The organism is Burkholderia sp. Cy-637 (assembly GCF_011753175.1).
Taxonomy (GTDB): Bacteria; Pseudomonadota; Gammaproteobacteria; order Burkholderiales; family Burkholderiaceae; genus Burkholderia; species Burkholderia gladioli.
Genome location: NZ_VWWC01000012.1, coordinates 1 through 19,640, shown reverse-complemented (window position 1 = coordinate 19,640; position 19,640 = coordinate 1). Strand labels below are relative to the sequence as shown.

Here is a 19,640-nt window from a genome sequence, read left to right as displayed (position 1 = left end):
CCTCGATGCCTGAGGCGGGCGATCGGAGGTGCTTCGTCAATCCGTCATGGAGCGGATTTATAGCGCTCGGCGCAAACCAGCGTCCAATACTTTTGAGCGCCCGTTTTTATACTTGGCAGGTATAAAAACGGTGAGATATTCGTGAATTTTCCTCGCCATCAATACCTCATACGATGGTTCATCGCCTGCTGGCGCCTTGTGGGAAGGCACGGGCGACGGACATCGGCAGCGACGCGAAACGTGGTCTTGAACGACGGCCGCCGACTCGCGGTGATCGCGAAAATCAGCGGCCAAGCGGCGGTCACGAGGGTTTTTCCCGATGCCCGGAACAAGCGGAGCGCCCGGCCCCGCTGTGCATTTCTTAGCAGCCATTGAGCGCAAATGGCGGCTACTCCCCGAGCGCGCGCGCCTTCACCATTCGATCGACGATCCGGCATCGATTCGATGCCGGCACCCGAACCCCATCGATCGACTCGCCATGAATCAGCGCTCGCGCCTTGCCACCCTTTCCGCCACCCTCGCCCTCCTGTTCGCGGGCGGCCATGCCCAGGCCGCCGACTACGGCAAGCTGGAGCGCTGGCGCAGCTTCAGCGGCGTGAGCTGGGACGCTTCGGCGGCGCCCTTCGCCGATTCGGCGAACACGCCGATCGCGGGCCTGCACGGCGACTCGCAGGGACGGCTGTTCGTCAGCACGCCGCGCTGGATATCGGCACGCGTGCCTGCCACGCTGAACCTGCTCGATACCCGCCACGATTCCGGGCCCGCCCGCCTGAGCGCGTTTCCGTCAGCGTTGGACAATGCGCTCGACGCGGCGCCCGACAAGACCCTGCGCAGCGTGCTCGGCTTCCATGTGGACCGCACCAACGGCTGGCTGTGGGCACTCGACATGGGCTACGTCGCCGGCGAACAGGAAGCGCCGCCCGGCGGCCAAAAGGTCGTGATCCTCGATCTCGCGTCGGGCGCCGTTCTCCGGCGCATTCCTCTCGACGCTTATGCCGACCGCCGCGCCAGCTTCCTCAACGACATCGTGGTCGACGAGAAGCGCAAGCTCGCCTATATCGCCGACAGCGGCGTGCGCGGCCAGGATGCGGGGCTGATCGTGGTGGACCTGCCCGCCGGCAGGACGCGCCGCGTGCTCGACCGCGACCCGCTGGTCCAGGCGGAAGCGGGCGCGAAGGTGGTCTCGCATGGACAGGAGGTGCTGCCCGGCCATCCGCTGGAGATCGGCATCAACGGCATCGCCTTGTCGCCCGATGCCGGCACGCTCTACTGGACCGTCACCAGCGGTAATCGTGCCCGTGCCGTGCCGACCCGCATCCTGCGCGACTGGAGCAGCACCGACGGGCAGATCCGCGCTCAAGTCGAAACCATCGGCGAGGTGGGCGGCAGCTCGGACGGCATGCTGGCCGACCGCGACGGCGACCTCTTGATCACCGACCTGGGCCGCAACGGCGTCGTCAGGTACGACCATCGCGGCAAGACCATGCAACTGATCGCGTCCAGCCCCGACATCTACTGGCCCGACACGCTGGACGCGCTGGCCGACGGCGACCTGCTGTTCACCTCCAGCGCGCTCAACCAGCATTTCATGGGCGCCGTCCACGCCGGCAGCGAGCACTACGACATCTGGCGCCTGCACAGGATGTGATCGCCTTCACACCAGCGACGCGGTCGATGCAGGCCGCGCCCTCACCCACTCCATGGAGAACATCATGCCGAAAGCCTATTGGGTCGTTGCGATCCGGAACGTGTCGAAGCCGGAGCAGTTGCTCGAATACTCGAAGCTCGCCGGACCGGCGATCGCCGCCGGCGGCGGCCGCATCATCGCGCGCGGCACGGCACAACATGCCTACGAGGCGGGGCAGCTCGCGCGCACGGTCGTCACCGAGTTCGCCAGCCTCGAGCGGGCGCTGGCCACGCGCGAAGGCGAAGCCTATCAGGCGGCGCTGAAGGTGCTCGGCGACGCGGCCGAGCGCGATTTCCGCATCGTCGAAGGCACGGAATAAGCGCGACTCGCCGAGAACATCGTGAAAAGCTCATCCACCCAAAAAGTTTTCCTGATCACCGGCGTCAACTCGGGGCTGGGCCGCGCGTTTGCCGACGCGGCGCTGGCGGCGGGACACAAGGTGATCGGCACGGTCAGGAGCGAAACGGCGCGAGCGGAATTCGAGCTGCGTGATCGCGAGCGCGCCTTCGGCCTGGTACTCGACGTCACCGAATACGATCGCGTCGCCGCGGCGATCGGGGAAGTCACGCTCGAGAGCGGCCCGGTCGAGGTACTCGTCAACAATGCCGGTTATGGGCACGAGGGCGTGCTCGAGGAATCGCCGCTCGACGAGCTGCAGGCGCAATTCGCCGTCAACGTGTTCGGCGCGGTGGCGATGATCAAGGCCGTGCTGCCCTCGATGCGCGAGCGCCGCCGCGGCCACATCGTCAACGTGACGTCCCTGGTCGGCTCGCTGAGCTATCCCGGCATCGCCTACTACAGCGGCAGCAAGTTCGCGCTGGAGGGGATTTCGGAATCGCTGGCGCAGGAGGTCGAGGCCTTCGGGATTCATGTCACGGCGCTGGCGCCGGGATCGTTCCGCACCGACTGGGCCGGGCGCTCGCTGGTACGCACCGGGCGCAGCATCGCCGACTACGACGCGGTCTTCGATCCGGTCAGGCAGGCGCGGCAGGCCAAGGACGGCCGCCAGATCGGCGACCCCGCGCAGGCGGCTCGCGTGCTGCTGGAGCTGGTCGAACACGAGGCGCCGCCGCGGCAGTTGCTGCTCGGCAGCGACGCGCTGGTCGCCGGCCAGGCACGCATCGAGGCGCGCTCGGCGAGCATCGATGCCTGAGAAGCCGTGACGAGGTCGACCGACTTCGCGTCCTGAGCGCGTGGCGGGATCGAGTGCGGCGCCGGCTTTCATGCTCCGCGCTCGCCTCGCCTGCCAAGCTGGATCGGAAGCCACGCGGCCGGCTTCCGATCGCTTCGTCGTTTCAGCCATCACCGGGTGTCGCCGGCCCGAACTCGCCTCGTCCATGTCCAGCTCGCCCCTTTCCATCGCCACCGCCTCGCCGAGACGCGCGATGTTCGCCATCCTGCTCGCCGTGGGCCTATCGATCCTCGACACGGCGCTCGCGAATATCGCGCTGCCCCTCATCGCGGCCGACCTGCATAGCTCCGCGGCCGCATCGGTATGGATCGTCAATGCCTACCAGTTGGCGATGGTCGCCAGCCTGCTGCCGTTGGCGGCCCTGGGCGGCATCGTCGGTCATCGCCGCCTCTACCTGTTCGGCCTGGCCGTGTTCGTGCTGGCCTCGCTGGCCTGCGCGCTCTCGGGCAGCCTGACGGCCTTGACCATCGCCCGGGTGCTGCAAGGGCTCGGCGCCAGCGCGGTGATGAGCGTCAATACCGCGCTGATCCGGATCGTCGTGCCCCCGGATCGCCTCGGGCGCGGCATGGGGCTCAACACGCTCGTGGTGGGCCTGGCCTATGCCGCCGGCCCGAGCATCGCCGCGCTGATCCTGTCGCTCGCCTCCTGGCCCTGGCTGTTCGCCATCAACGTGCCGCTCGGCGGCCTGGCCTTCCTGGTGGCATGGCCGGCCCTGCCCGATTCCGTGCGAAGCCGCCATCGCTTCGATCCGATCGCTGCCCTGCTCAATGTGGTCGCGTTCGCCGCCCTGGTCTACGCGCTGGGCGAAGCGGCGCAGCTGGGTTCGGCGCTTCCGGCACTGGCCACCGCGGCGCTGGCCGCGATCGCCGGCTGGCTGCTGGTGCGTCGCGAATCTGGCCATCCGGCGCCGGTGCTGCCGGTCGACCTGTTCCGCAACCGATCCTTCGCGCTATCGACCTCGATCATCGCCACGGCCTATGCCGCGCAAGGTCTCGCCTTCGTCTCGCTGCCGTTCTACCTGGAGAATGCGCAGCATCTCAGCCAGGTCCGCACCGGCTTCGCGCTGACGCCGTGGCCCTTGTTCGTCGCGCTCGCGGCACCGATCGCCGGAAGACTGGCCGATCGATACACGCCGAGCCTGCTGAGCGGCGCGGGCCTGGTTTGCCTGGCGCTCGGCCTGGCCTCGCTGGCGCTGCTGCCGGCGCATCCGGATGCCTTCGATATCGGCAGCCGGATGGCCCTCTGCGGCGCCGGTTTCGGTTTTTTCCAGTCGCCGACCTCCAAGGCCCTGATCTCCAGCGCGCCGGCCACGCGCAGCGGTGGCGCGAGCGCCATGCTCGCCACCTCGCGCCTGATCGGCCAGGCCACCGGCGCGGCCCTGGTCGCGCTGTGTTTCGGCGTGACGCCGCATCACGTCTATACCGTCGCGCTGGTACTCGGCGCGGCCCTTGCCGCGCTCAGTTCGATGCTGAGCTGGGTTGCCTTCGTGGCGGCCTGATCCATGGAGTGTTCATGACGCAAGCTCATTCGCTTCTCCTTGCCGGGCTGATCGCCGCGGCACAGCTGCTGCCCTCGCTCTCGCAAGCCACCGAGGCCAGTCAACACGCCAACGCAGCCTATGGCGCCGAGCTGGAGGGCGCGGCCTATCCGTTCCCCCTCCGGCGTTTCGACTTTTCCTCCCAGCAGCAGTCGCTTCACATGGCCTACATGGACGTGCGTCCGGTGAAACCGAGCGGCCAAACCGCGGTCCTGCTGCATGGCAAGAACTTCTGTTCGGCCTCCTGGCGCGACACGATCCGGGACATGAGCGCCGAGGGATATCGCGTGATCGCGATCGACCAGATCGGCTTCTGCAAATCGAGCAAGCCGGCGCATTACCAATACACGTTCCAGCAGCTCGCCGACAACACGCGCCGCCTGCTGCAATCGATCGGCGTCGGCAGCTACGCGCTGATCGGGCATTCGACCGGCGGCATGCTGGCGGCGCGCTATGCGTTGATGTATCCGCGGGAGGTAGGCAAGCTGGTGCTCGTCGATCCGGTTGGCCTGGAGGATTGGAAGGCCAAGGGCGTGCCGGCGCAGACGGTCGACCAGTGGTATGCCAAGGATCTGCGCACGAGTGCCGAGGGCATCAGGAAATACGAGCAGGCCGTCTACTACAACGGCCAGTGGGACCCGCGCTTCGAACCCTGGGTGCGGATGCTCGCCGGCCTGTATCTCGGCCCCGGCAAGGAGCGGGTGGCCTGGAATTCCGCGCTGATCTTCGACATGATCTACACGCAGCCAGTCATCTACGAACTGGGCAAGCTGCAGCCGCCCACCTTGCTGATGATCGGCGACAAGGACAGCACGGCGATCGGCCTCGACGTCTCGCCGCCCGAGGTCAGGGCCTCGCTCGGGCACTACCCGGAACTCGCGCGGGACGCGGTACGCAGGATCCCTCATGCGGCGCTGATCGAATTTCCCGCGATGGGGCACGCCCCGCAGATCCAGGATCCCAAGGCTTTCGACGATGCCCTGCTGGGCTGGCTGTCGTCGAACTAGCTCGATGGCGGCCCGCTCTTCCCGAAGGACGAGCGGACCGGCGCGCGTCAGGGCTTCACGCCGAGCAGCGTCAGCCCCTCCTGGTCGAGCGCGCGCTGCACCGCCGGCCGCTCGCCCAGCCTGAGAGCATGCGCGTGCCATGCCGGGTAGCGCCCCGGGCCATCGATGCCGATGCGCACCACCCAACGATAGATCGCCAGCAGATAGGGATCGGCGATGCTGAAGCGATCGCCGGTGCCATAAGCCTGCGTCGCGGCGAGCATCGCCTCGATGCTCGCCGAGGATTCGTCGATGATGCGTCGTCCGTTCGCCATCACGGCCTCGTATTGCGCGGGCTCCCCGATGAATCGATGAGGACGCCAGAGCTCGGTCCAGCCCATGCCGTGCACCCAGCCCGCCAGCCAGCTGAGCAGCTCATGGCAGCGCGCCTCCTCGATCGGTTCCACTGGCACCAGCCCGGCCTCGGGATAGCGTCGCGCGAGGTAGGCCATGATCGCGGGCAGTTCGGTCAGGACCCGCGCCTGACCCGGCACCTCGAGGGCCGGCACCCTGCCCTTGGGATTGACGGCGAGATAGTCGGCTGCCTGCGTCGCGCCCTTGGCGATCACCCTGGCATCGAGCGTATAAGGCACGCCGAGTTCTTCGAGCACGATATGGACCGCCAGCGAGCAGGCACCGGGAGAGTAATGGAGTCGATAAGTCATGCGGATATCCGGCGGATGCGTTCGAGGCGGCCCTCAGGCCGGCTTCACGCTGGTGTCGTGGTCGAATTCGATGCGGATGCCGCCCGGCTCGTAGACCATGGCGTGGCGCTTCGGGCCCGTGCCGAGCAGCTCCGGCGCGAACTCGACGCGCGCGCCGGGCCAGGCCGACACGCGCGCGACCACCTCGTTCAGCGCCGCCTCGCTCGCCACGCGCAGGGCGAGGTGATGGAGACCGACATTGCGCTTGCGATCGAATTCGATCGGCGCTTGGGTGTCCTGCACCTGCCAGAGCGTGAGCGTGACGCGGCCGTCGGAAACGAAGGCGGCCGGATATGCCGGACGTTCGCCGACGACCTTCCAGCCCAGGCAGTGGGCGAAGAAATCGCGGGTGGCGGCCAGGTCCCGGACCGTGAGGCCGAGATGGTCGATTCCTTGGGTGAAGGCGATATCGGACATCGAGCGTTTTTCCTTGTCAGCTTGAATGGGAAACAGGCGAGCCCGGCCGCATGGATGGCGCCAGCGGCACCACCACGCCCGCCGGGCCGGCGGCAGATCGAGGCGCGGCCGGCATCGGCACGAAGCCCGGCAAGGCCTCGATGCGCGCCAGCCAGCGCCGCAGGTTCGGATAGGCGGCGAGCGACAGGCCGCCCTCGTGCGCATGCGCGAGATAGGCATAGGCCGCCAGGTCGGCCAGCGTCGGGTGCGCCCCGATCGCCCAGTCCTGCGCCGCGAACATGCGTTCGGCGACGTCGAAGAATTCGGTGGCGATGCGCGTCGCCGTCGGCAGCGGCACCAGTTCCTCGTCGTAGACCACCAGCCGCCGCGCCGCGCAGGGGCCGTGCGCGATCGGCCCGGCACAGAACGAGAACCATTGCTGGACCCGCGCGGCCTGCACGGGGTCCTTCGGCAGCCAATTGTCGCCGCCGTAGCGGCGCGCGAGGTAGGTCAGGATCGCCGTCGATTCGTAGAGCGTCACCTCGCCGTCGACGATCACCGGCACCAGCAGGAAGGGGTTCAGTTCCAGGAAGGCCGGATCGAGCAGCGTGCCGCGTCCGGTGCTCTTCGGATCGACATCGATCTTTTCGTAGGGCAGGCCGAGGATCGAGAGAAACAACTGGACTCGATGGCTATGCCCCGAGTAGGTCATCGCGTAGAGCCGGATCGGTTCGGCCGGCCAGGGTTTCGTCGGGTTCATGGGGTTCACGGACCAGGGAGCGGGAATATGCACGGGCTACATCGCGGCGACGGCCGCGCCCCACAGATGCGCGTAGCGCAGCAAACCGGTGGCGGGATCGCAATTGAGATACTCGAACGCAGGCGGCGTGCTCAACACGCCGACCTCGTGCCAGGTCACGACCGAGCGCGCCTGGCCGTATCGGCGGCGCATCGCCAGCGCGTGGCCGAAGATCGCCAGGTGGCTCGGGTGATCCTCGGCCCAGCGCTCCAGGTGGCCGAGCGAGAGGAAATAGGCATGCTTCGAGGTCTCGCGCAAGGGCTCGCCATCGGCATCGAGATTGACCATCGGGCGCAGCACGAGGCAGCCCGAGGTAGCGGGATGCTCGACCAGGTGGCGCATGCCGTTCTCGAGCTTGGGCTGCAGGTTCTCCAGGTAGTCGTCGAGCTGCTCGCCCTCGGCCCGCTGCCAGTACTGCCCCGAGCGGATGCTGACCACGTTCGGCGGCAACTCGATGCGAATGCGCCGCAAGCCCGGCCCCGCCGCCTTGAAATCGGGCTCGGGCATCGCCTCGCCATGGGGCGAGGCCAGTACATCGATCGCCGAGATCGGCAGGCGGTCGCGCATCGCACCGAAATACCCGGCCGTGTAGGTGGGCGCGAGTTCGCTGCGGCGAGTGCGAGCCACGCCGGCGTGGTAATAGCCTTCGGAGAAGATCGTCTCGAAACGATCGTAAGGAACGCTGACGGTCTCGCGCCAGTAGCCGACGCCGTCGTGCTCGCGCTCGGGCGAACGCAGCCAGGCCTGGAACGCGCTGGCGCGCTTCCACATCGCGTGACGCACGAGGTCGGTCCAGTAGGCGACCACGATCGAATCGACACGGCCGTCCCGCGTCTCGTGCCGCATCTCCTCGAAGCAGTCAGGGCCCCACTCGTGGTCGAAGCCGGCCCGCGCGCGGCGGAAAAAACCGCGTTCGACCTCGGGATCGGTGGTGTCGTGCTGGACGGCCAGGTAGTCGGAAATAACGGCCGTGATCGGCATCTCCCAGCGGACGTTGAATTTCGGCGCCGCGGGGCGGAAACCGTCGCGGCGCCGTTCCGGCACCACGCGCGGGTAGTCGATGTGAAAGCTCATGGGGATCGCTCCATGTGATCGGCCCCGGGTCGGCCGCCCCCGGGACCTCGTCGTCAGTCCGGAAAGCATCCTACAAGCGCGCCGCCCGGGCTGTCCCAAGCGATCGCATCACAGGTCTGCCTACGATCCCAATACCCTGTTTCATATGGATATTTTCTGTACTATCGTGACGAACGAATCGCGCCGGAACGGGGCTCGCTCATTCCGCCGAAAAACTCACCGGCGGCATCCGCGCGGTGTTGACGCTCAGGTGGAAGATGTCGGGCCGCGAGTAATGGCCGACCACGTCGAAATCCAGGTTGCTGGCGCGGCCGACGCCGGTATCGATCTCGGCGTACAGGATCGTCTCGGTATCGAATACCGGGCCCGCCAGCACCTTGCCCAGCGGATCGACGATCATGCTGCCGCCATGCATGATGTAGTCGGCCTCGCCCGCTTCCAGGTGGAAATCGTCGCGAAAGAAGGCCGGATACGCGTCGAGACGGATCGCCTGGCAGGCGCTCAGCACGTGCACGCGGCCCTCCAGCGCGATATGGATCATCGAGGGCGCCCAGGAAGCGCGATCGTCGGCGGTCGGCGCGCAGTAGATCTCGGTGCCCTGCGCGTACATCGCCTGGCGCAGCGCCGGCATGTAGTTCTCCCAGCAGATCACCGAGCCCAGGCGGCCGAGCGGCGTGTCCACCGGCGCGATGGTCGAGCCGTCGCCGAAGCCCCAGATGATGCGTTCCTGGCCGGTCGGCATCAGCTTGCGATGATGGCCGACCACGCCCTTGCCCGGCGCGAGCGTGACCGCCGTGCAGTACAGCGTGCGGCCAGATCGTTCGATCACGCCCACCACCACGTGCACGCCCGTCTCGGTCGCCGCCTCGGCCAGCAGCGCGAGCTCGGGGCCGTCGAGCGTCACCGCGCCGTTCATGTAGTGCAGGAAATGCGCGCGCCCGCCGTCGGTGCGCTTGCCCACCAGCGTGCCGAACGAGGCGCCCTTCGGATACCCGCCCAGGAAGGCCTCGGGGAACACGGCCAGCGTCGCGCCCTCGCGGGCGGCTTCGCGGATCAGCGCGGCGGCCTTCTCCGCGCTCTGCATGGGCTCGAACGGCACGGATGCGGCCTGGACGACTGCGGCTTTGAACATGGAACAACTCCTACTCGTATCAAGGGTAACGATAGGGAAACGCGAAGCGGTTCAGCCCTTCGCGATATCCCGCCCCTTCGTCTCCGGCAGCGTGACATAAAGGATGACGAAGCAAACCAGCGAGATCCCGGCCAGGTAGGCGGCCGGGATGTCCGGATTTCGGGTCCAGCGGATCAGCGCGGCGGCGATGAACGGGCCGGGGCCGGCCAGCACCGCCAGCGCGAGGTTGTGGCCCACCGCGGCGCCGCTCGAGCGGATCGAGGCGGGAAACACCTCGACCAGCAGCACCACGTCCATCACCGCCGTCACGGCGACCAGGGCCGCCAGCACGATCAGCCCGGCGAGGATCGCCGCCGTGTTGCCGGTATTCATCAGCAGGAACACCGGATAAGCGAGCAGCGTGAGGCCGAGCGCCGAGGCCAGCACCAGGGGGCGGCGCCCGATCCGGTCGCTGAGCAGGCCCACCAGCGGCTGGAACAACGTGTAGAGCAACAGCGCGAGGCTGCAGAGCCACAGCGAGGCCGTCTTGCTCAGGCCGACAGTCTGGGTCAGATGATTGTTCGCGTAGGTGATGAAGTAGTAGAGCGAGACGCCGAACAGCGCCGAGAAGGCGAAGGTCGTCAGCATCGCGCGCATGCGTTCGCCGCGCGGCACCGCATCCACGCCGTGCAGGGCGCGCTTGCGCTGCACTTCCTCGTACACCGGCGTGTCGCCGAGCCGGCGGCGGATGTAGATCGCCACCAGGGTCATGAACACCGAGGCCACGAACGGCAGACGCCAGCCCCAGGCGGCGAGCTGGAGCTCCGAGAGCAGCATCGACAGCAGCGCGGCGATGAAGGTGCCGACCAGGAACGCGGCGCCGGCGGTGCCCGTGATCACGCTGGCGGCCAGCGCGCGGCGCGTGCGCGGCGCGCTCTCCACGATGTAGATGCCCGCGCTCGACCACTCGCCGCCCACCATCATCCCCTGCAGGAAGCGCAGCACCACCAGCAGTACCGGCGCGGCCAGGCCGATCGCGGCGTAGCCGGGCAGCAGGCCGATCAGGGTGGTCGACACGCCCATCCCGAACACGGTCACGATCAGCACCGCGCGGCGCCCGAGCCGGTCGCCGATCGGGCCGAGCACCACGGCGCCGAGCGGACGCGACAGGAAGCCGACCGCGAATACCGCCAGCGCCGAGAGCAGGGACACGCCCGGCGCCGCCGACGGGAAGAAGGTCTTGCCGATGATGGCGGCGAAGTAGCCGTAGATCGCGAAATCGAACCATTCCATGAAATTGCCGATGCCGACGGCAAACGCGCGTTTGCGCAGGTCGGCGCCGGCCGCCGCGTCGGCGCTCCGGTCATGCGCTGCAATGGCGGTAGTCATATGTTTTCCCCTGGATCCCGTATCGATGATTCGCACCCCGATGCTTGCGGGAGATGCGGGACTCAGTGTAAAAATGGGCGCTTGATTTAATCAAACGATTGATAAAAATGACCGTCATCAATGTGGCTAATATCAGCCGGATGGATCTCAACCTGCTGGTGGTGTTCCAGTGCGTGATGAGCGAGCGCAGCGTGACGCGCACCGCCGAGATCCTGAACCTGACGCAAGGGGCGGTCAGCTCGTCGCTCAAGCGGCTGCGCGAGCATTTCGGCGACGAGTTGTTCCAGCGCGGCGCGGGCGGCATGGTGCCCACGCGGCGCGCGCTCGAACTCGCGCCCAAGGTGACCGAGGCGCTGGCCGCGATCGCCGCGATGATCGACGGCAAGGCGCAGTTCGCCGCCGAGACCTCGGCGCGCGTGTTCAACATCGCGCTGTCCGACGACATCGAGAGCTGCATCTCGCCGCTGCTGATCAACGAGGCGCGGGCCCGGGGGCTGGCGGTCGGCTTCGCGTTCCACCAGTCCAACAGCTCGCTGTGGAAATCGGCGCTGGCCGACGCGGAGATGGACCTGGCGATCTGCTCGGAACCGAAGGCCTTCAGTTCGCATTACTCATCGCAGATCCTGTTCTCCGCCTCGTACGCCTGCCTGTACGACGGCCCGCGCCTGAACCTCAAGAGCCCGATCTCGCGCGACGAATACCTGGCGCACCCGCATGTGCGCGTCTCGTACGACGGGCGGCGCGGGTTCGTCGACGACCTGCTCGACAACGAGGGAATTCCGCGCAAGGTCTGCGCCTCGTTCACGCATTTCTCGGGTGCGTTGGCCGCGCTCGTCTACGGCGACGCGATCGCGACGCTGCCGAGCTTCGCGGCGCACGCCTATGCGCGCATCGCGCGACTGACCGTGAGCCCGGTACCGATCACCGTGCCGGCGTTCCGCGTGTTCATGATCTGGAAGGCCTCGCGCAACGAGGATCCGCAGAACGCCTGGCTGCGCAACTTCATCGTCGGCACCACGCGCGAATTGCAGTACGAGGGAGCGCGCTCGGCCTCGACGGCGGCCACGCGCGCGTCCCGGCCGGGCCGCGCGCGATCGTGAAGGTGCCGCCGCGCCCTGCCCTCGATCCGGCGATGCGTTGCCCGGATCGGCTCGCGTCACGTTCATGTCATCGACGGCCCTGCGCGGGCCATGCGGGAGAAGCTTGATGAATCTGGTGGAAATGCTGCAGGCGGCGGGAATCGACGGCCACAAGGCCGATTTCTATCTCGCCTCGCTCGAGCTGGGCGAGGCCACCGTGGCCGCGATCGCGCAGAAGGCCGGGATCGGCCGCACCAATGCCTACGAGGTACTCGACCGGCTGCTGGCCGCGGGGCTGGTGGCCACCGTGCAGAAAGGCGCGCGCAGCCACGTGATCCCGCAGGACCCGATCATGCTGCTGCGGCGCGTCGAAGCGCAGCGGCAAACCGTGCAGGAGATGCTGCCGCAATTGCGTGCGCTGCATAACTCGGCGGGCGGCAAGCCGAAGGTGCGCTACTTCACCGGCGTCGAAGGCATCAAGCGCGTGCTCGAGGAGATGCTCGACTGCCGTTCGCGCGAATTGCGCGCGATCATGGCCAACAGCGAGCTGTTTCGCATGCCCGGTTACGAGACCATCGCCGGCGTGGTCGCCAAGCGGGTGAAGTCGGGCGTCTCCCTGCGCATCATCCGCTGCGGGCCGGCCGACGCGCGCGACTTGTGGCGCAGCTCCGAACGCGAGCGGCGCACGCTGCGCTTCGCGCCCGAGTCCTTCGATACCGGTATCACCACCTACCTGTACGACGATACGGTGGCCTTCATCTCCTCGAAGGCCGAGCACTATGCGCTGTCGATCCAGAGCGCGGAAATGACGGCCTTTCAGACTGGCTTGTTCGAAGTGCTGTGGGCGGCGAGCACGCCGGATCAAACGGATAAAACGCGCTGAGCCGGCGAGAGCGACGCGCGTCTCACGGCACGAGCGAATCCGCTCGCCCGGCCGAGGCACGCCGTCGCCGGCGAGCCGCGAGCTGGCCGAGCACCAGGGCCAGGCCGGCAGCGGCGATCAGCGCGCCCGCTCTCGGCACGGCTGCATAACCCCAGCCACCGGAAATCACCGCGCCGCCGATCGCCGCGCCCAGCGCATTGCCGAGATTGAACGCGCCGATGTTCATCGACGACGCCAGCCCCGGCGCATCGCCCGCCGCATGCATCACGCGCGTCTGCAAGGGCGCCACCATCGCGAACATCGCCGCGCCCCAGGCGAACAACGCGAGCGCCGCGCCGAGCTGCGTGAGGGCGAACCACGGGTAGACCAGCATGATCGCCATCAGCAGCGCCAGCGCCACGGCCAGGAACCGGTCGAGCGAGCGATCGGCGAACCTGCCGCCCACGGCGTTGCCGACGCAGAACCCGCAGCCGATCAGCACCAGCATGGCCGTGACGAAACCGGGCGTGGCTCGCGTGAGCGTGGCCAGCATCGGCGCGACATAGGTATAGAGCGTGAAGGTGGCTGCGGCGCCGAGCACCGTCGTCGCCAGTGCCAGCAACACCTCGGGTCTCGCCAGCACGCGGAATTCGCGGCGCGCGTCGGGCGCCCGCCCCGCCTCGCATGTCGGCAGGGCGAGGAACAGGATCGCCATCGCCAGCAAGCCGAACGCGGCCGTGGCGGCAAACGGCGGTCGCCAGCCCAGCGCTTGCCCGAGCCAGGCTGCGGCCGGCACGCCGAGCACGTTCGCCGCCGTCAGACCGGAGAACATCGCGGCGACCGCGCCGGCCTTGCGACGAGGCGGCACCAGGCTCGCCGCCACGATCGCGCCGAGGCCGAAGAAAGCGCCGTGACAGAGGCTCGTCAGCACGCGCGCCGCGAGCAGGATGGCATAGCCGGGAGCGAGCGCCGACAGCAGGTTGCCGAGCGTGAAGATCGCCATCAGCAGGAGCAGCGCGCGACGGCGCGGCCAGCGGGCCAGCGCCACGCTCATCAGCGGCGCGCCGGCCATCACGCCAATCGCATAGGCGCTCACCAGCAGGCCGGCGGCCGGGATGGTGACGTGCAACCCGCGGGCGATCACGGGCAGCAGCCCCATCGGGGCGAACTCGGTGGTACCGATGCCGAACGCGCCGACCGCCAGCGCGAACAACGGCAGGCCGGCACGCGAGCCGGCTGCGCGGGTGGAACGGGAATTCAAGCGTGACTCCGGAAGGAAACATTGCGGGTCGAGCCGAGGTCGCGGCCGGTACCAGCGCGCACGGCGCCTCGCCGGCCGCCCGGCCCTTCATCGTCCCAGCATGAATTCGCGCAGCGTGGCCGCGAGCCGATGTTCGGCCTCGAGCGCGAGACTGTGGCCGCATTGCTCGAACATCTCGCTGCGCTCCACGTTGTCGGCGAAACGGCGCATGTGATCGCCGATCAGGGGTCCGAAGAATTCGGTCGCGCCGATCGTCAGCACCGGCAGCGTCAGCTTCCTCGTCGCCAGTTCCTGGTTGATCCGGGCATTCTTCAGGCCCGCCCGATAGCTCTCCAGGCAGCCGCGCAGACCGCCCGGCGCCTTGAGGCAGGCGATCCATTCGTCGATCGCTTCCTCGGCAATGCTGTAGGGGTTGTAGGTCTCGGCCTTGATCCAGTATTCCCAGAACTCGCGTTCGCGACCGTTGATCAGCATCTCGGGGATATGCGGCAGCCAGAAGAACGGCGGATGCCAGATCCAGATCCCCTCACCGCGCGAGCGGGCGGCGACATGCTCGGGCGTGAAGAAGGTCCATTCCTCGAAGCCCTGGCCCGACAGCAGCATCTCCCCGAAGGAGAGGGTCCTGACGCGTTCGGGATAGGTCGCGGCCAGCACGTAGCCGTATTCGGCGCCGCGATCCTCGCCGTGGATGTGATAGCGCTCATGCCCGAGTTGCGCCATCAACTCGGTGAGGTCCCTGGCGCTCGTCAGGCTGTCGTAGCCCTCCTCCGCCGGCGGCTTGTCGGTATGCCCGAAACCGCGCAGGTCGGGCGCCACTACCGTGAAATGCTCGGTCAGCAGCGGAATCAGCTTGTACCAGTAGTAGTGGTTCTTCGGCGTGCCGTGCAGCAGCAGCAGGGGTTCGCCCCGGCCTGCCGTCACATAGTGCATGCGAATGCCGTTGACCCAGGCGCGGCCGTGCGTGACGGGCTTGCCCAGGTGATCGTGGATCTCTGCCATGGTGGTTCCTTGTCAGCGTGTCATCGAATCTCGCGCTTCGGCAAGACTCGCGGCACACTATGAACCTTCACTTCGAAGAATATAATCCGTCGAATTCGCGAACCACTTTCACTGATTTCGGGAAAATCGAATGGACCGTATCGAAGGGATGACGATGCTGCTGCGGGCCATCGAGCTCGGCAGCTTCTCGGCCGCGGCCCGCGAACTGCGCGTGCCGGTGCAGACGGTCAGCCGCAAGATCGCGGAACTGGAAGCGCATCTCGGTGCGCAATTGCTCACGCGCACCACGCGCCGCCTCGCACTGACCGACGCGGGCGAGTCCTACGCGGCCGCCGCCAAACGCATCGTCGAACAGGTGGAGGACGCGGAGCGGGAGGTGGCCGGGGAATTCGTCGCGCCGCGCGGCGATCTGGTGATCACGGCGCCGCTGCTGTTCGGACGGCTGCACGTGCTGCCGATCGTCTCGGACTTCCTCGCGCAGTTTCCCGACATCAATATCCGGCTGGTGCTCGGCGACTGGAACCTCAACCTGCTCGATGCGCAGATCGACATGGCGGTGCGCATCGCGCATCTGCCCGACAGCGGCATGATCGCCACGCGCGTGGGGACGATGCGCGGCGTGGTGTGCGCGAGCCCCGCCCTGCTGGCGCGGCTTGGCGCGCCGCGAACGCCGGTCGAGTTACAGGGCCTGCCCTGCATCTCGCCGGAGGGGCCCGCCTCGACCGCGGCCTGGCGGTTCCGCGATGCGCTGAAGGGCCTGGTATTCGAAGTGCCGATCGCGCCGCGCTTGATCACCTCGGCGGCCGCCTCGATCGACGCGGCGATCCGCGGCACGGGTTTCACGCGCCTGCTGCATTACCAGGCCTTCGAGGCGATCGAGGCAGGCGAGCTCGAGGTGGTGCTCGAGGCTTATGAACTCGATCCGTTCCCGGTCCACCTGATGCATGCCTCGCGCGGGCAGATGCCCTTGAAGCTGCGTCGTTTCCTGGATTTCGCGGCGCCGCGCCTGCGCGAGGCGCTCGCCGTCATCGCGTCGCAGGCAAGGTCCTGAGCGGCAACGCTTGGTGGTGGCAATGGACGCAGGCGATTCTCGATCGTGGGCCGACGTCGATCGATCGAATCGATGAGCCCGGATGGAACGGGCACCGAGGGATTGGCCGGTGCGAAGCCCGGCGAATAGAACATGCCGGAAACAATGGCGGAAGGCAGCCGGAGTCGAACCGACCCGGGAACGATTGACGTCCCCAACCAGGTTTGAAGCCTGGCCGCACCACCGGATGCGAATGCCTTCCGCGATGAAGAAACGCCGCCGCGCCTAGCCCTGCTGCAGATCCTGCCCGGGGCCGTCGACGCGCAACAGATGGCGGTCGCGATGGAAGCGAGTATACCCAACGCGATCGAAGAATTCGAGGATCTGGATCGCGCGCTTGCGGCCCAGCCCGCTCGCGTCGCGAAAGGTCGCCGCGTCGAGCGAGCCGCCATGGCGGGCCGCCACCTCGGCGATCAGCCGCGCCAGCTCGGCCACCACCTCGCGGTGATAGAAAAGATCACGCACCACCTGGTGCAGCTCGCCGCGTCGCGCGAGCTTGCGCAGCAGCGTGCGCACCGCCTCCTCCTGGCCGCCGGTGGTCGTCGCCAGGTCGCGCACCCAGGGCGGATCATAGCGCCCCGCCGCGATCAGCGGCAGCAGCCGTCGAGCCTGCGCCTCGTCGGCCGGATCGAGGTTCGCCGTGTGCGCGGGCAGGCGCACCCACTGGCCGTCGCGCACCACGCTGCCCGCGGTCGCCATCTCGTCGATCAGCGCACGCCACAGGGCCTCGTCGGCCAGCGGCAAGGCGATGCGCCGCAGGCGGCCCAGCTCGGGGCCCGGCTCGTCCGGCGAGCGCTGGTGGAACTGCGCCAGCGCGTCCAGCACGCGCGCGCGCAATGCCTCGCGATGGCGCGGCGCGATCGCGCGCGGGCCCGCGCCGCCCGGCACCACCGCCGCGCCCGGCGGCAGCGGCAATGTTTCGGCCGGCAGCCCGGTCAGATGCATCAAGGTAGCCAGCGGCACGCCGAGCGGCGCCTCGTCGAGCAAGGCATCGAGCCGGCCCTGGTCGAGCCACGCGGCAATCGCGTCGAGCCAGGCACGCCGCGCCGCCGAACGACGCTTGTGCGCCGGCCCGAACGGATCGAGCACGCGGCCACCGCCGACGGTGCGCGTCGCCTGCGCGTTACGCACGATGAAGCGATCGCCCGGCATCGCGAACACCGGTTCGTCGAACACCAGTTGCGCGCGTGCCGCTTGCCCGGCGGCGATCGTCTCGCCGTCGATCGGCACCACATGCGCCACCTGGTGCTGGGTGCCGAGATGCACGTGCAGCGGCGCCCAATGCGCAAGCGTGAGGTCCGCATCGGGCAGCAGGCGCAATTCGACGTCGATGCGCGGCGAGGTGCTGGCCAGCCGCGCGTCGACGATCGCATCGCCCCGCGAGAGCGCCGCCTTGTCGGTGCCGGCCAGGTTGAGCGCGCAGCGCTCGCCGGCATGGCTGGTCTCGGCGGGCCGGTTCTGCGCATGCAGGCCGCGCACGCGCACCGCCTCGCCGCCGCGGGCCACGCGCAGGCTGTCGCCCGCCTGCACGCGGCCCGCGAAGGCCGTGCCGGTCACCACCGTGCCCTGCCCGGCCAGCGTGAACACGCGATCGACGGCGAGCCGGAACAGGCCATCGTCGCGGCGCGCGCGCCATTGCGCGGCCAGCTCGCGCAGCGCGGCGCCGAGCGCGGCCACGCCGGGGTCGTCGGCCAGCGTGGCGCGCGTCTCGAAGACCGGCGCGCCGGCCAGCGCGGTGGCGTCCAGCCAGGCGCGGATCTCGGCGGACACCTCGGCGATGCGCGCCGCGTCGACCCGATCGCACTTGGTGAGCGCGACGATGCCGTGCCTGACGCCGAGCAGTTCGAGGATCGCGAGGTGTTCGCGGGTTTGCGGCATCACGCCGTCGTCGGCGGCGATCACCAGCAGCGCCACGTCGATCCCGCAGGCGCCGGCCGCCATGGTGTGCACCAGCCGCTCATGGCCGGGCACGTCGATCATGCCGAGCACCTCGCCGTTGTCGAGCGGCGTGTAGGCGTAACCGAGCTCGATCGAGATGCCGCGCGCCTTCTCCTCTTTCAGTCGATCGGTATCGACGCCCGTCAGCGCACGCACCAGGGTGGTCTTGCCATGATCGATATGGCCGGCGGTACCGACGATCACGAGCGCGCGTCCCGCGTCGCGGCCGCCTCGCAGAGCGCGAGCAGCTCGGCCTCGTCGGCGGCTTCCAGGCAGCGCAGGTCGAGCCGCAACGCATCGTCGGCGATGCGTCCCACCACCGGGCGCGCCCAGCCGCGCAGGCGCGTCTCCAGCTGGCCCAGCGCACGACCGCCGCGCTTGCCGGAAGCCACGCGCACCACCAGCCCGTGGCTGGGCAGCACGTCGACCGGTAGCGCGCCGCTGCCGATCTGGCTGAACATCGGTTCGGCGCCGACCGTGTAGGCCCCGCCGATCGCGCGCTGGAAAGCCGGCAGCACGCGCTCGGCGGCCGCCGCGATCTCGGCGTGCGAGCGCGTGAGCAGGCGCAGCGTGGTCAGCCGCTCGCGCAGGAACTCGGGCGAGCGATAGAGACGCAGCACCGGCTCCAGCGCGGCGAGCGTGAGCTTGCCCACGCGCAGCGCGCGCTTGAGCGGATGCTTCTTGATCTTCGCCACCAGCTCGCGCGAGCCGACGATCAGGCCCGCCTGCGGGCCGCCGAGCAGCTTGTCGCCGCTGAAGGTGACCAGGTCGGCGCCGGCGGCGATGGTGTCGCGCACGGTCGGCTCGCGCGGCAGGCCCCATTGCGCGAGATCGACCAGGGTGCCGCTGCCGAGATCGACGGCCACCGGCACGCCGCGCTCGCGGCCGAGCGGCGCGAGCTCCTCGATCGTGACTTCCTTGGTGAAGCCGCTGATCGCGTAATTGCTGCAATGCACCTTCATCAGCAGCGCGGTGCGCGCGCCGATCGCCTCGGCGTAGTCGCGCGCATGCGTGCGATTGGTGGTGCCGACCTCGCGCAGGCGCGCGCCGGCGCGGCTCATGATGTCGGGAATCCGGAACGCGCCGCCGATCTCGACCAGCTCGCCGCGCGAGACCACCACCTCCTTGCGCGCGGCCAGCGCCGACAGGCTCAGCAGCACGGCAGCCGCGTTGTTGTTGACCACGGTGGCCGCCTCGGCGCCGGTCAGCTCGCAGATCAAGCCGTCGATCAGGTCGTCGCGATCGCCGCGCCGGCCGGTTTCCAGGTCGAACTCGAGGTTCATCGGCCGCGTCAGCGCGGCCGTCACGGCCTGCACCGCCTCGTCGGGCAGCAGCGCGCGGCCGAGGTTGGTATGCAGCACCGTGCCGGTCAGGTTGAACACCGCCTTCATCTCGCCGGCGTCGGCCGCGGCGAGCCGCGCGGCCACCTCGGCGGCCACGCCGGCCTCGTCGGGCGTCACGGAGATCGGAAGAGCG

Annotated in this window: 18 protein-coding genes and 1 tRNA gene; 8 read left to right on the top strand and 11 right to left on the bottom strand. The window is 68.6% G+C overall.

What is annotated here, in order from left to right:
- Nucleotides 1-478 precede the first annotated feature (478 nt).
- The 5 genes from F3J10_RS05870 (at nucleotide 479) to F3J10_RS05850 (ending at nucleotide 5,423) form a co-directional block, all read left to right on the top strand.
- Nucleotides 479-1,648: an L-dopachrome tautomerase-related protein gene (locus F3J10_RS05870; protein WP_167241593.1), complete on the top strand. Its 1,170-nt coding sequence runs from the start codon at nucleotides 479-481 to the stop codon at nucleotides 1,646-1,648.
- Between the two features lie 64 nt (nucleotides 1,649-1,712).
- A complete protein-coding gene (locus F3J10_RS05865; protein WP_167241591.1) occupies nucleotides 1,713-2,006 on the top strand; it encodes a DUF1330 domain-containing protein in 294 nt (97 codons plus the stop codon).
- A 21-nt stretch (nucleotides 2,007-2,027) separates the two neighbouring features.
- On the top strand, nucleotides 2,028-2,840 hold the full coding sequence (locus F3J10_RS05860; protein WP_167241589.1) for an oxidoreductase: 813 nt from the start codon (nucleotides 2,028-2,030) through the stop codon (nucleotides 2,838-2,840).
- Nucleotides 2,841-3,024: 184 nt separating this feature from the next.
- Nucleotides 3,025-4,377, top strand: coding sequence for an MFS transporter (locus F3J10_RS05855; RefSeq protein ID WP_167241587.1), 1,353 nt, complete (start codon nucleotides 3,025-3,027; stop codon nucleotides 4,375-4,377).
- A gap of 14 nt (nucleotides 4,378-4,391) precedes the next feature.
- Entirely contained in the window at nucleotides 4,392-5,423 is a 1,032-nt protein-coding gene (locus F3J10_RS05850) for an alpha/beta hydrolase (protein ID WP_167241585.1), read from the top strand.
- Nucleotides 5,424-5,470: 47 nt separating this feature from the next.
- On the opposite strand, the gene F3J10_RS05845 is transcribed toward F3J10_RS05850, so the two are convergent.
- The 6 genes from F3J10_RS05845 to F3J10_RS05820 form a co-directional block, all read right to left on the bottom strand.
- Nucleotides 5,471-6,127, bottom strand: a complete 657-nt coding sequence (locus F3J10_RS05845) for a glutathione S-transferase N-terminal domain-containing protein (protein ID WP_167241583.1) — start codon at nucleotides 6,125-6,127, stop codon at nucleotides 5,471-5,473.
- A 33-nt stretch (nucleotides 6,128-6,160) separates the two neighbouring features.
- On the bottom strand, nucleotides 6,161-6,583 hold the full coding sequence (locus F3J10_RS05840; RefSeq protein WP_167241580.1) for a VOC family protein: 423 nt from the start codon (nucleotides 6,581-6,583) through the stop codon (nucleotides 6,161-6,163).
- 16 nt (nucleotides 6,584-6,599) lie between these two features.
- Complete coding sequence (locus F3J10_RS05835) at nucleotides 6,600-7,322, bottom strand: glutathione S-transferase family protein (RefSeq protein WP_167241578.1); 723 nt, start codon at nucleotides 7,320-7,322, stop codon at nucleotides 6,600-6,602.
- Nucleotides 7,323-7,358: 36 nt separating this feature from the next.
- Complete coding sequence (locus F3J10_RS05830) at nucleotides 7,359-8,435, bottom strand: phenylacetaldoxime dehydratase family protein (RefSeq protein ID WP_167241576.1); 1,077 nt, start codon at nucleotides 8,433-8,435, stop codon at nucleotides 7,359-7,361.
- Between the two features lie 199 nt (nucleotides 8,436-8,634).
- Nucleotides 8,635-9,567 carry a carbon-nitrogen hydrolase family protein gene (locus F3J10_RS05825; protein WP_167241574.1) on the bottom strand — a complete coding sequence of 311 codons (933 nt, stop codon included), beginning with the start codon at nucleotides 9,565-9,567 and terminating at the stop codon, nucleotides 8,635-8,637.
- A gap of 51 nt (nucleotides 9,568-9,618) precedes the next feature.
- Entirely contained in the window at nucleotides 9,619-10,935 is a 1,317-nt protein-coding gene (locus F3J10_RS05820; protein ID WP_105770865.1) for an MFS transporter, read from the bottom strand.
- 107 nt (nucleotides 10,936-11,042) lie between these two features.
- Here F3J10_RS05820 and F3J10_RS05815 point away from each other — a divergent pair, with 107 nt between their 5' ends.
- Entirely contained in the window at nucleotides 11,043-12,035 is a 993-nt protein-coding gene (locus F3J10_RS05815; RefSeq protein ID WP_167241572.1) for a LysR family transcriptional regulator, read from the top strand.
- 106 nt (nucleotides 12,036-12,141) lie between these two features.
- Nucleotides 12,142-12,897, top strand: a complete 756-nt coding sequence (locus tag F3J10_RS05810) for a helix-turn-helix domain-containing protein (protein WP_167241570.1) — start codon at nucleotides 12,142-12,144, stop codon at nucleotides 12,895-12,897.
- A 22-nt stretch (nucleotides 12,898-12,919) separates the two neighbouring features.
- On the opposite strand, the gene F3J10_RS05805 is transcribed toward F3J10_RS05810, so the two are convergent.
- Together F3J10_RS05805 and F3J10_RS05800 are read right to left on the bottom strand one after the other, a co-directional pair.
- Nucleotides 12,920-14,137, bottom strand: a complete 1,218-nt coding sequence (locus F3J10_RS05805) for an MFS transporter (protein ID WP_167241568.1) — start codon at nucleotides 14,135-14,137, stop codon at nucleotides 12,920-12,922.
- Nucleotides 14,138-14,224: 87 nt separating this feature from the next.
- The gene (locus tag F3J10_RS05800; RefSeq protein ID WP_167241566.1) at nucleotides 14,225-15,136 is read right to left on the bottom strand and encodes an alpha/beta hydrolase; all 912 of its coding nucleotides are present in this window, start codon (nucleotides 15,134-15,136) and stop codon (nucleotides 14,225-14,227) included.
- Between the two features lie 130 nt (nucleotides 15,137-15,266).
- On the opposite strand from F3J10_RS05800, the gene F3J10_RS05795 reads away from it, so the two are divergent.
- On the top strand, nucleotides 15,267-16,187 hold the full coding sequence (locus F3J10_RS05795) for a LysR family transcriptional regulator (RefSeq protein WP_167241564.1): 921 nt from the start codon (nucleotides 15,267-15,269) through the stop codon (nucleotides 16,185-16,187).
- Between the two features lie 145 nt (nucleotides 16,188-16,332).
- Here the strand turns inward: F3J10_RS05795 and F3J10_RS05790 are convergent.
- From F3J10_RS05790 to selA, 3 genes are all read right to left on the bottom strand, one after another.
- Nucleotides 16,333-16,428 (bottom strand) — tRNA-Sec (locus F3J10_RS05790).
- Nucleotides 16,429-16,451: 23 nt separating this feature from the next.
- Nucleotides 16,452-18,368 (bottom strand): selenocysteine-specific translation elongation factor, encoded by a 1,917-nt coding sequence (gene selB / locus F3J10_RS05785; protein WP_167241562.1) that lies wholly within the window; start codon nucleotides 18,366-18,368, stop codon nucleotides 16,452-16,454.
- A partial coding sequence (selA, locus tag F3J10_RS05780; RefSeq protein ID WP_167241560.1) for an L-seryl-tRNA(Sec) selenium transferase occupies nucleotides 18,365-19,640 on the bottom strand: 1,276 nt, incomplete at its 5' end. The genes selB and selA, both read right to left, overlap by 4 nt.

What these genes read in the sequence shown, in the direction of transcription:
- F3J10_RS05850 (WP_167241585.1), top strand. Translation starts at nt 4,392, where the DNA reads ATGACGCAAGCTCATTCGCTTCTCCTTGCCGGGCTGATCGCCGCGGCA.
- F3J10_RS05845 (WP_167241583.1), bottom strand. Translation starts at nt 6,127, where the DNA reads ATGACTTATCGACTCCATTACTCTCCCGGTGCCTGCTCGCTGGCGGTC.
- F3J10_RS05830 (WP_167241576.1), bottom strand. Translation starts at nt 8,435, where the DNA reads ATGAGCTTTCACATCGACTACCCGCGCGTGGTGCCGGAACGGCGCCGC.
- F3J10_RS05865 (WP_167241591.1), top strand. Translation starts at nt 1,713, where the DNA reads ATGCCGAAAGCCTATTGGGTCGTTGCGATCCGGAACGTGTCGAAGCCG.
- F3J10_RS05810 (WP_167241570.1), top strand. Translation starts at nt 12,142, where the DNA reads ATGAATCTGGTGGAAATGCTGCAGGCGGCGGGAATCGACGGCCACAAG.
- F3J10_RS05870 (WP_167241593.1), top strand. Translation starts at nt 479, where the DNA reads ATGAATCAGCGCTCGCGCCTTGCCACCCTTTCCGCCACCCTCGCCCTC.
- F3J10_RS05840 (WP_167241580.1), bottom strand. Translation starts at nt 6,583, where the DNA reads ATGTCCGATATCGCCTTCACCCAAGGAATCGACCATCTCGGCCTCACG.
- F3J10_RS05795 (WP_167241564.1), top strand. Translation starts at nt 15,267, where the DNA reads ATGGACCGTATCGAAGGGATGACGATGCTGCTGCGGGCCATCGAGCTC.
- F3J10_RS05820 (WP_105770865.1), bottom strand. Translation starts at nt 10,935, where the DNA reads ATGACTACCGCCATTGCAGCGCATGACCGGAGCGCCGACGCGGCGGCC.
- F3J10_RS05855 (WP_167241587.1), top strand. Translation starts at nt 3,025, where the DNA reads ATGTCCAGCTCGCCCCTTTCCATCGCCACCGCCTCGCCGAGACGCGCG.
- F3J10_RS05800 (WP_167241566.1), bottom strand. Translation starts at nt 15,136, where the DNA reads ATGGCAGAGATCCACGATCACCTGGGCAAGCCCGTCACGCACGGCCGC.
- F3J10_RS05815 (WP_167241572.1), top strand. Translation starts at nt 11,043, where the DNA reads ATGACCGTCATCAATGTGGCTAATATCAGCCGGATGGATCTCAACCTG.
- F3J10_RS05825 (WP_167241574.1), bottom strand. Translation starts at nt 9,567, where the DNA reads ATGTTCAAAGCCGCAGTCGTCCAGGCCGCATCCGTGCCGTTCGAGCCC.
- F3J10_RS05835 (WP_167241578.1), bottom strand. Translation starts at nt 7,322, where the DNA reads ATGAACCCGACGAAACCCTGGCCGGCCGAACCGATCCGGCTCTACGCG.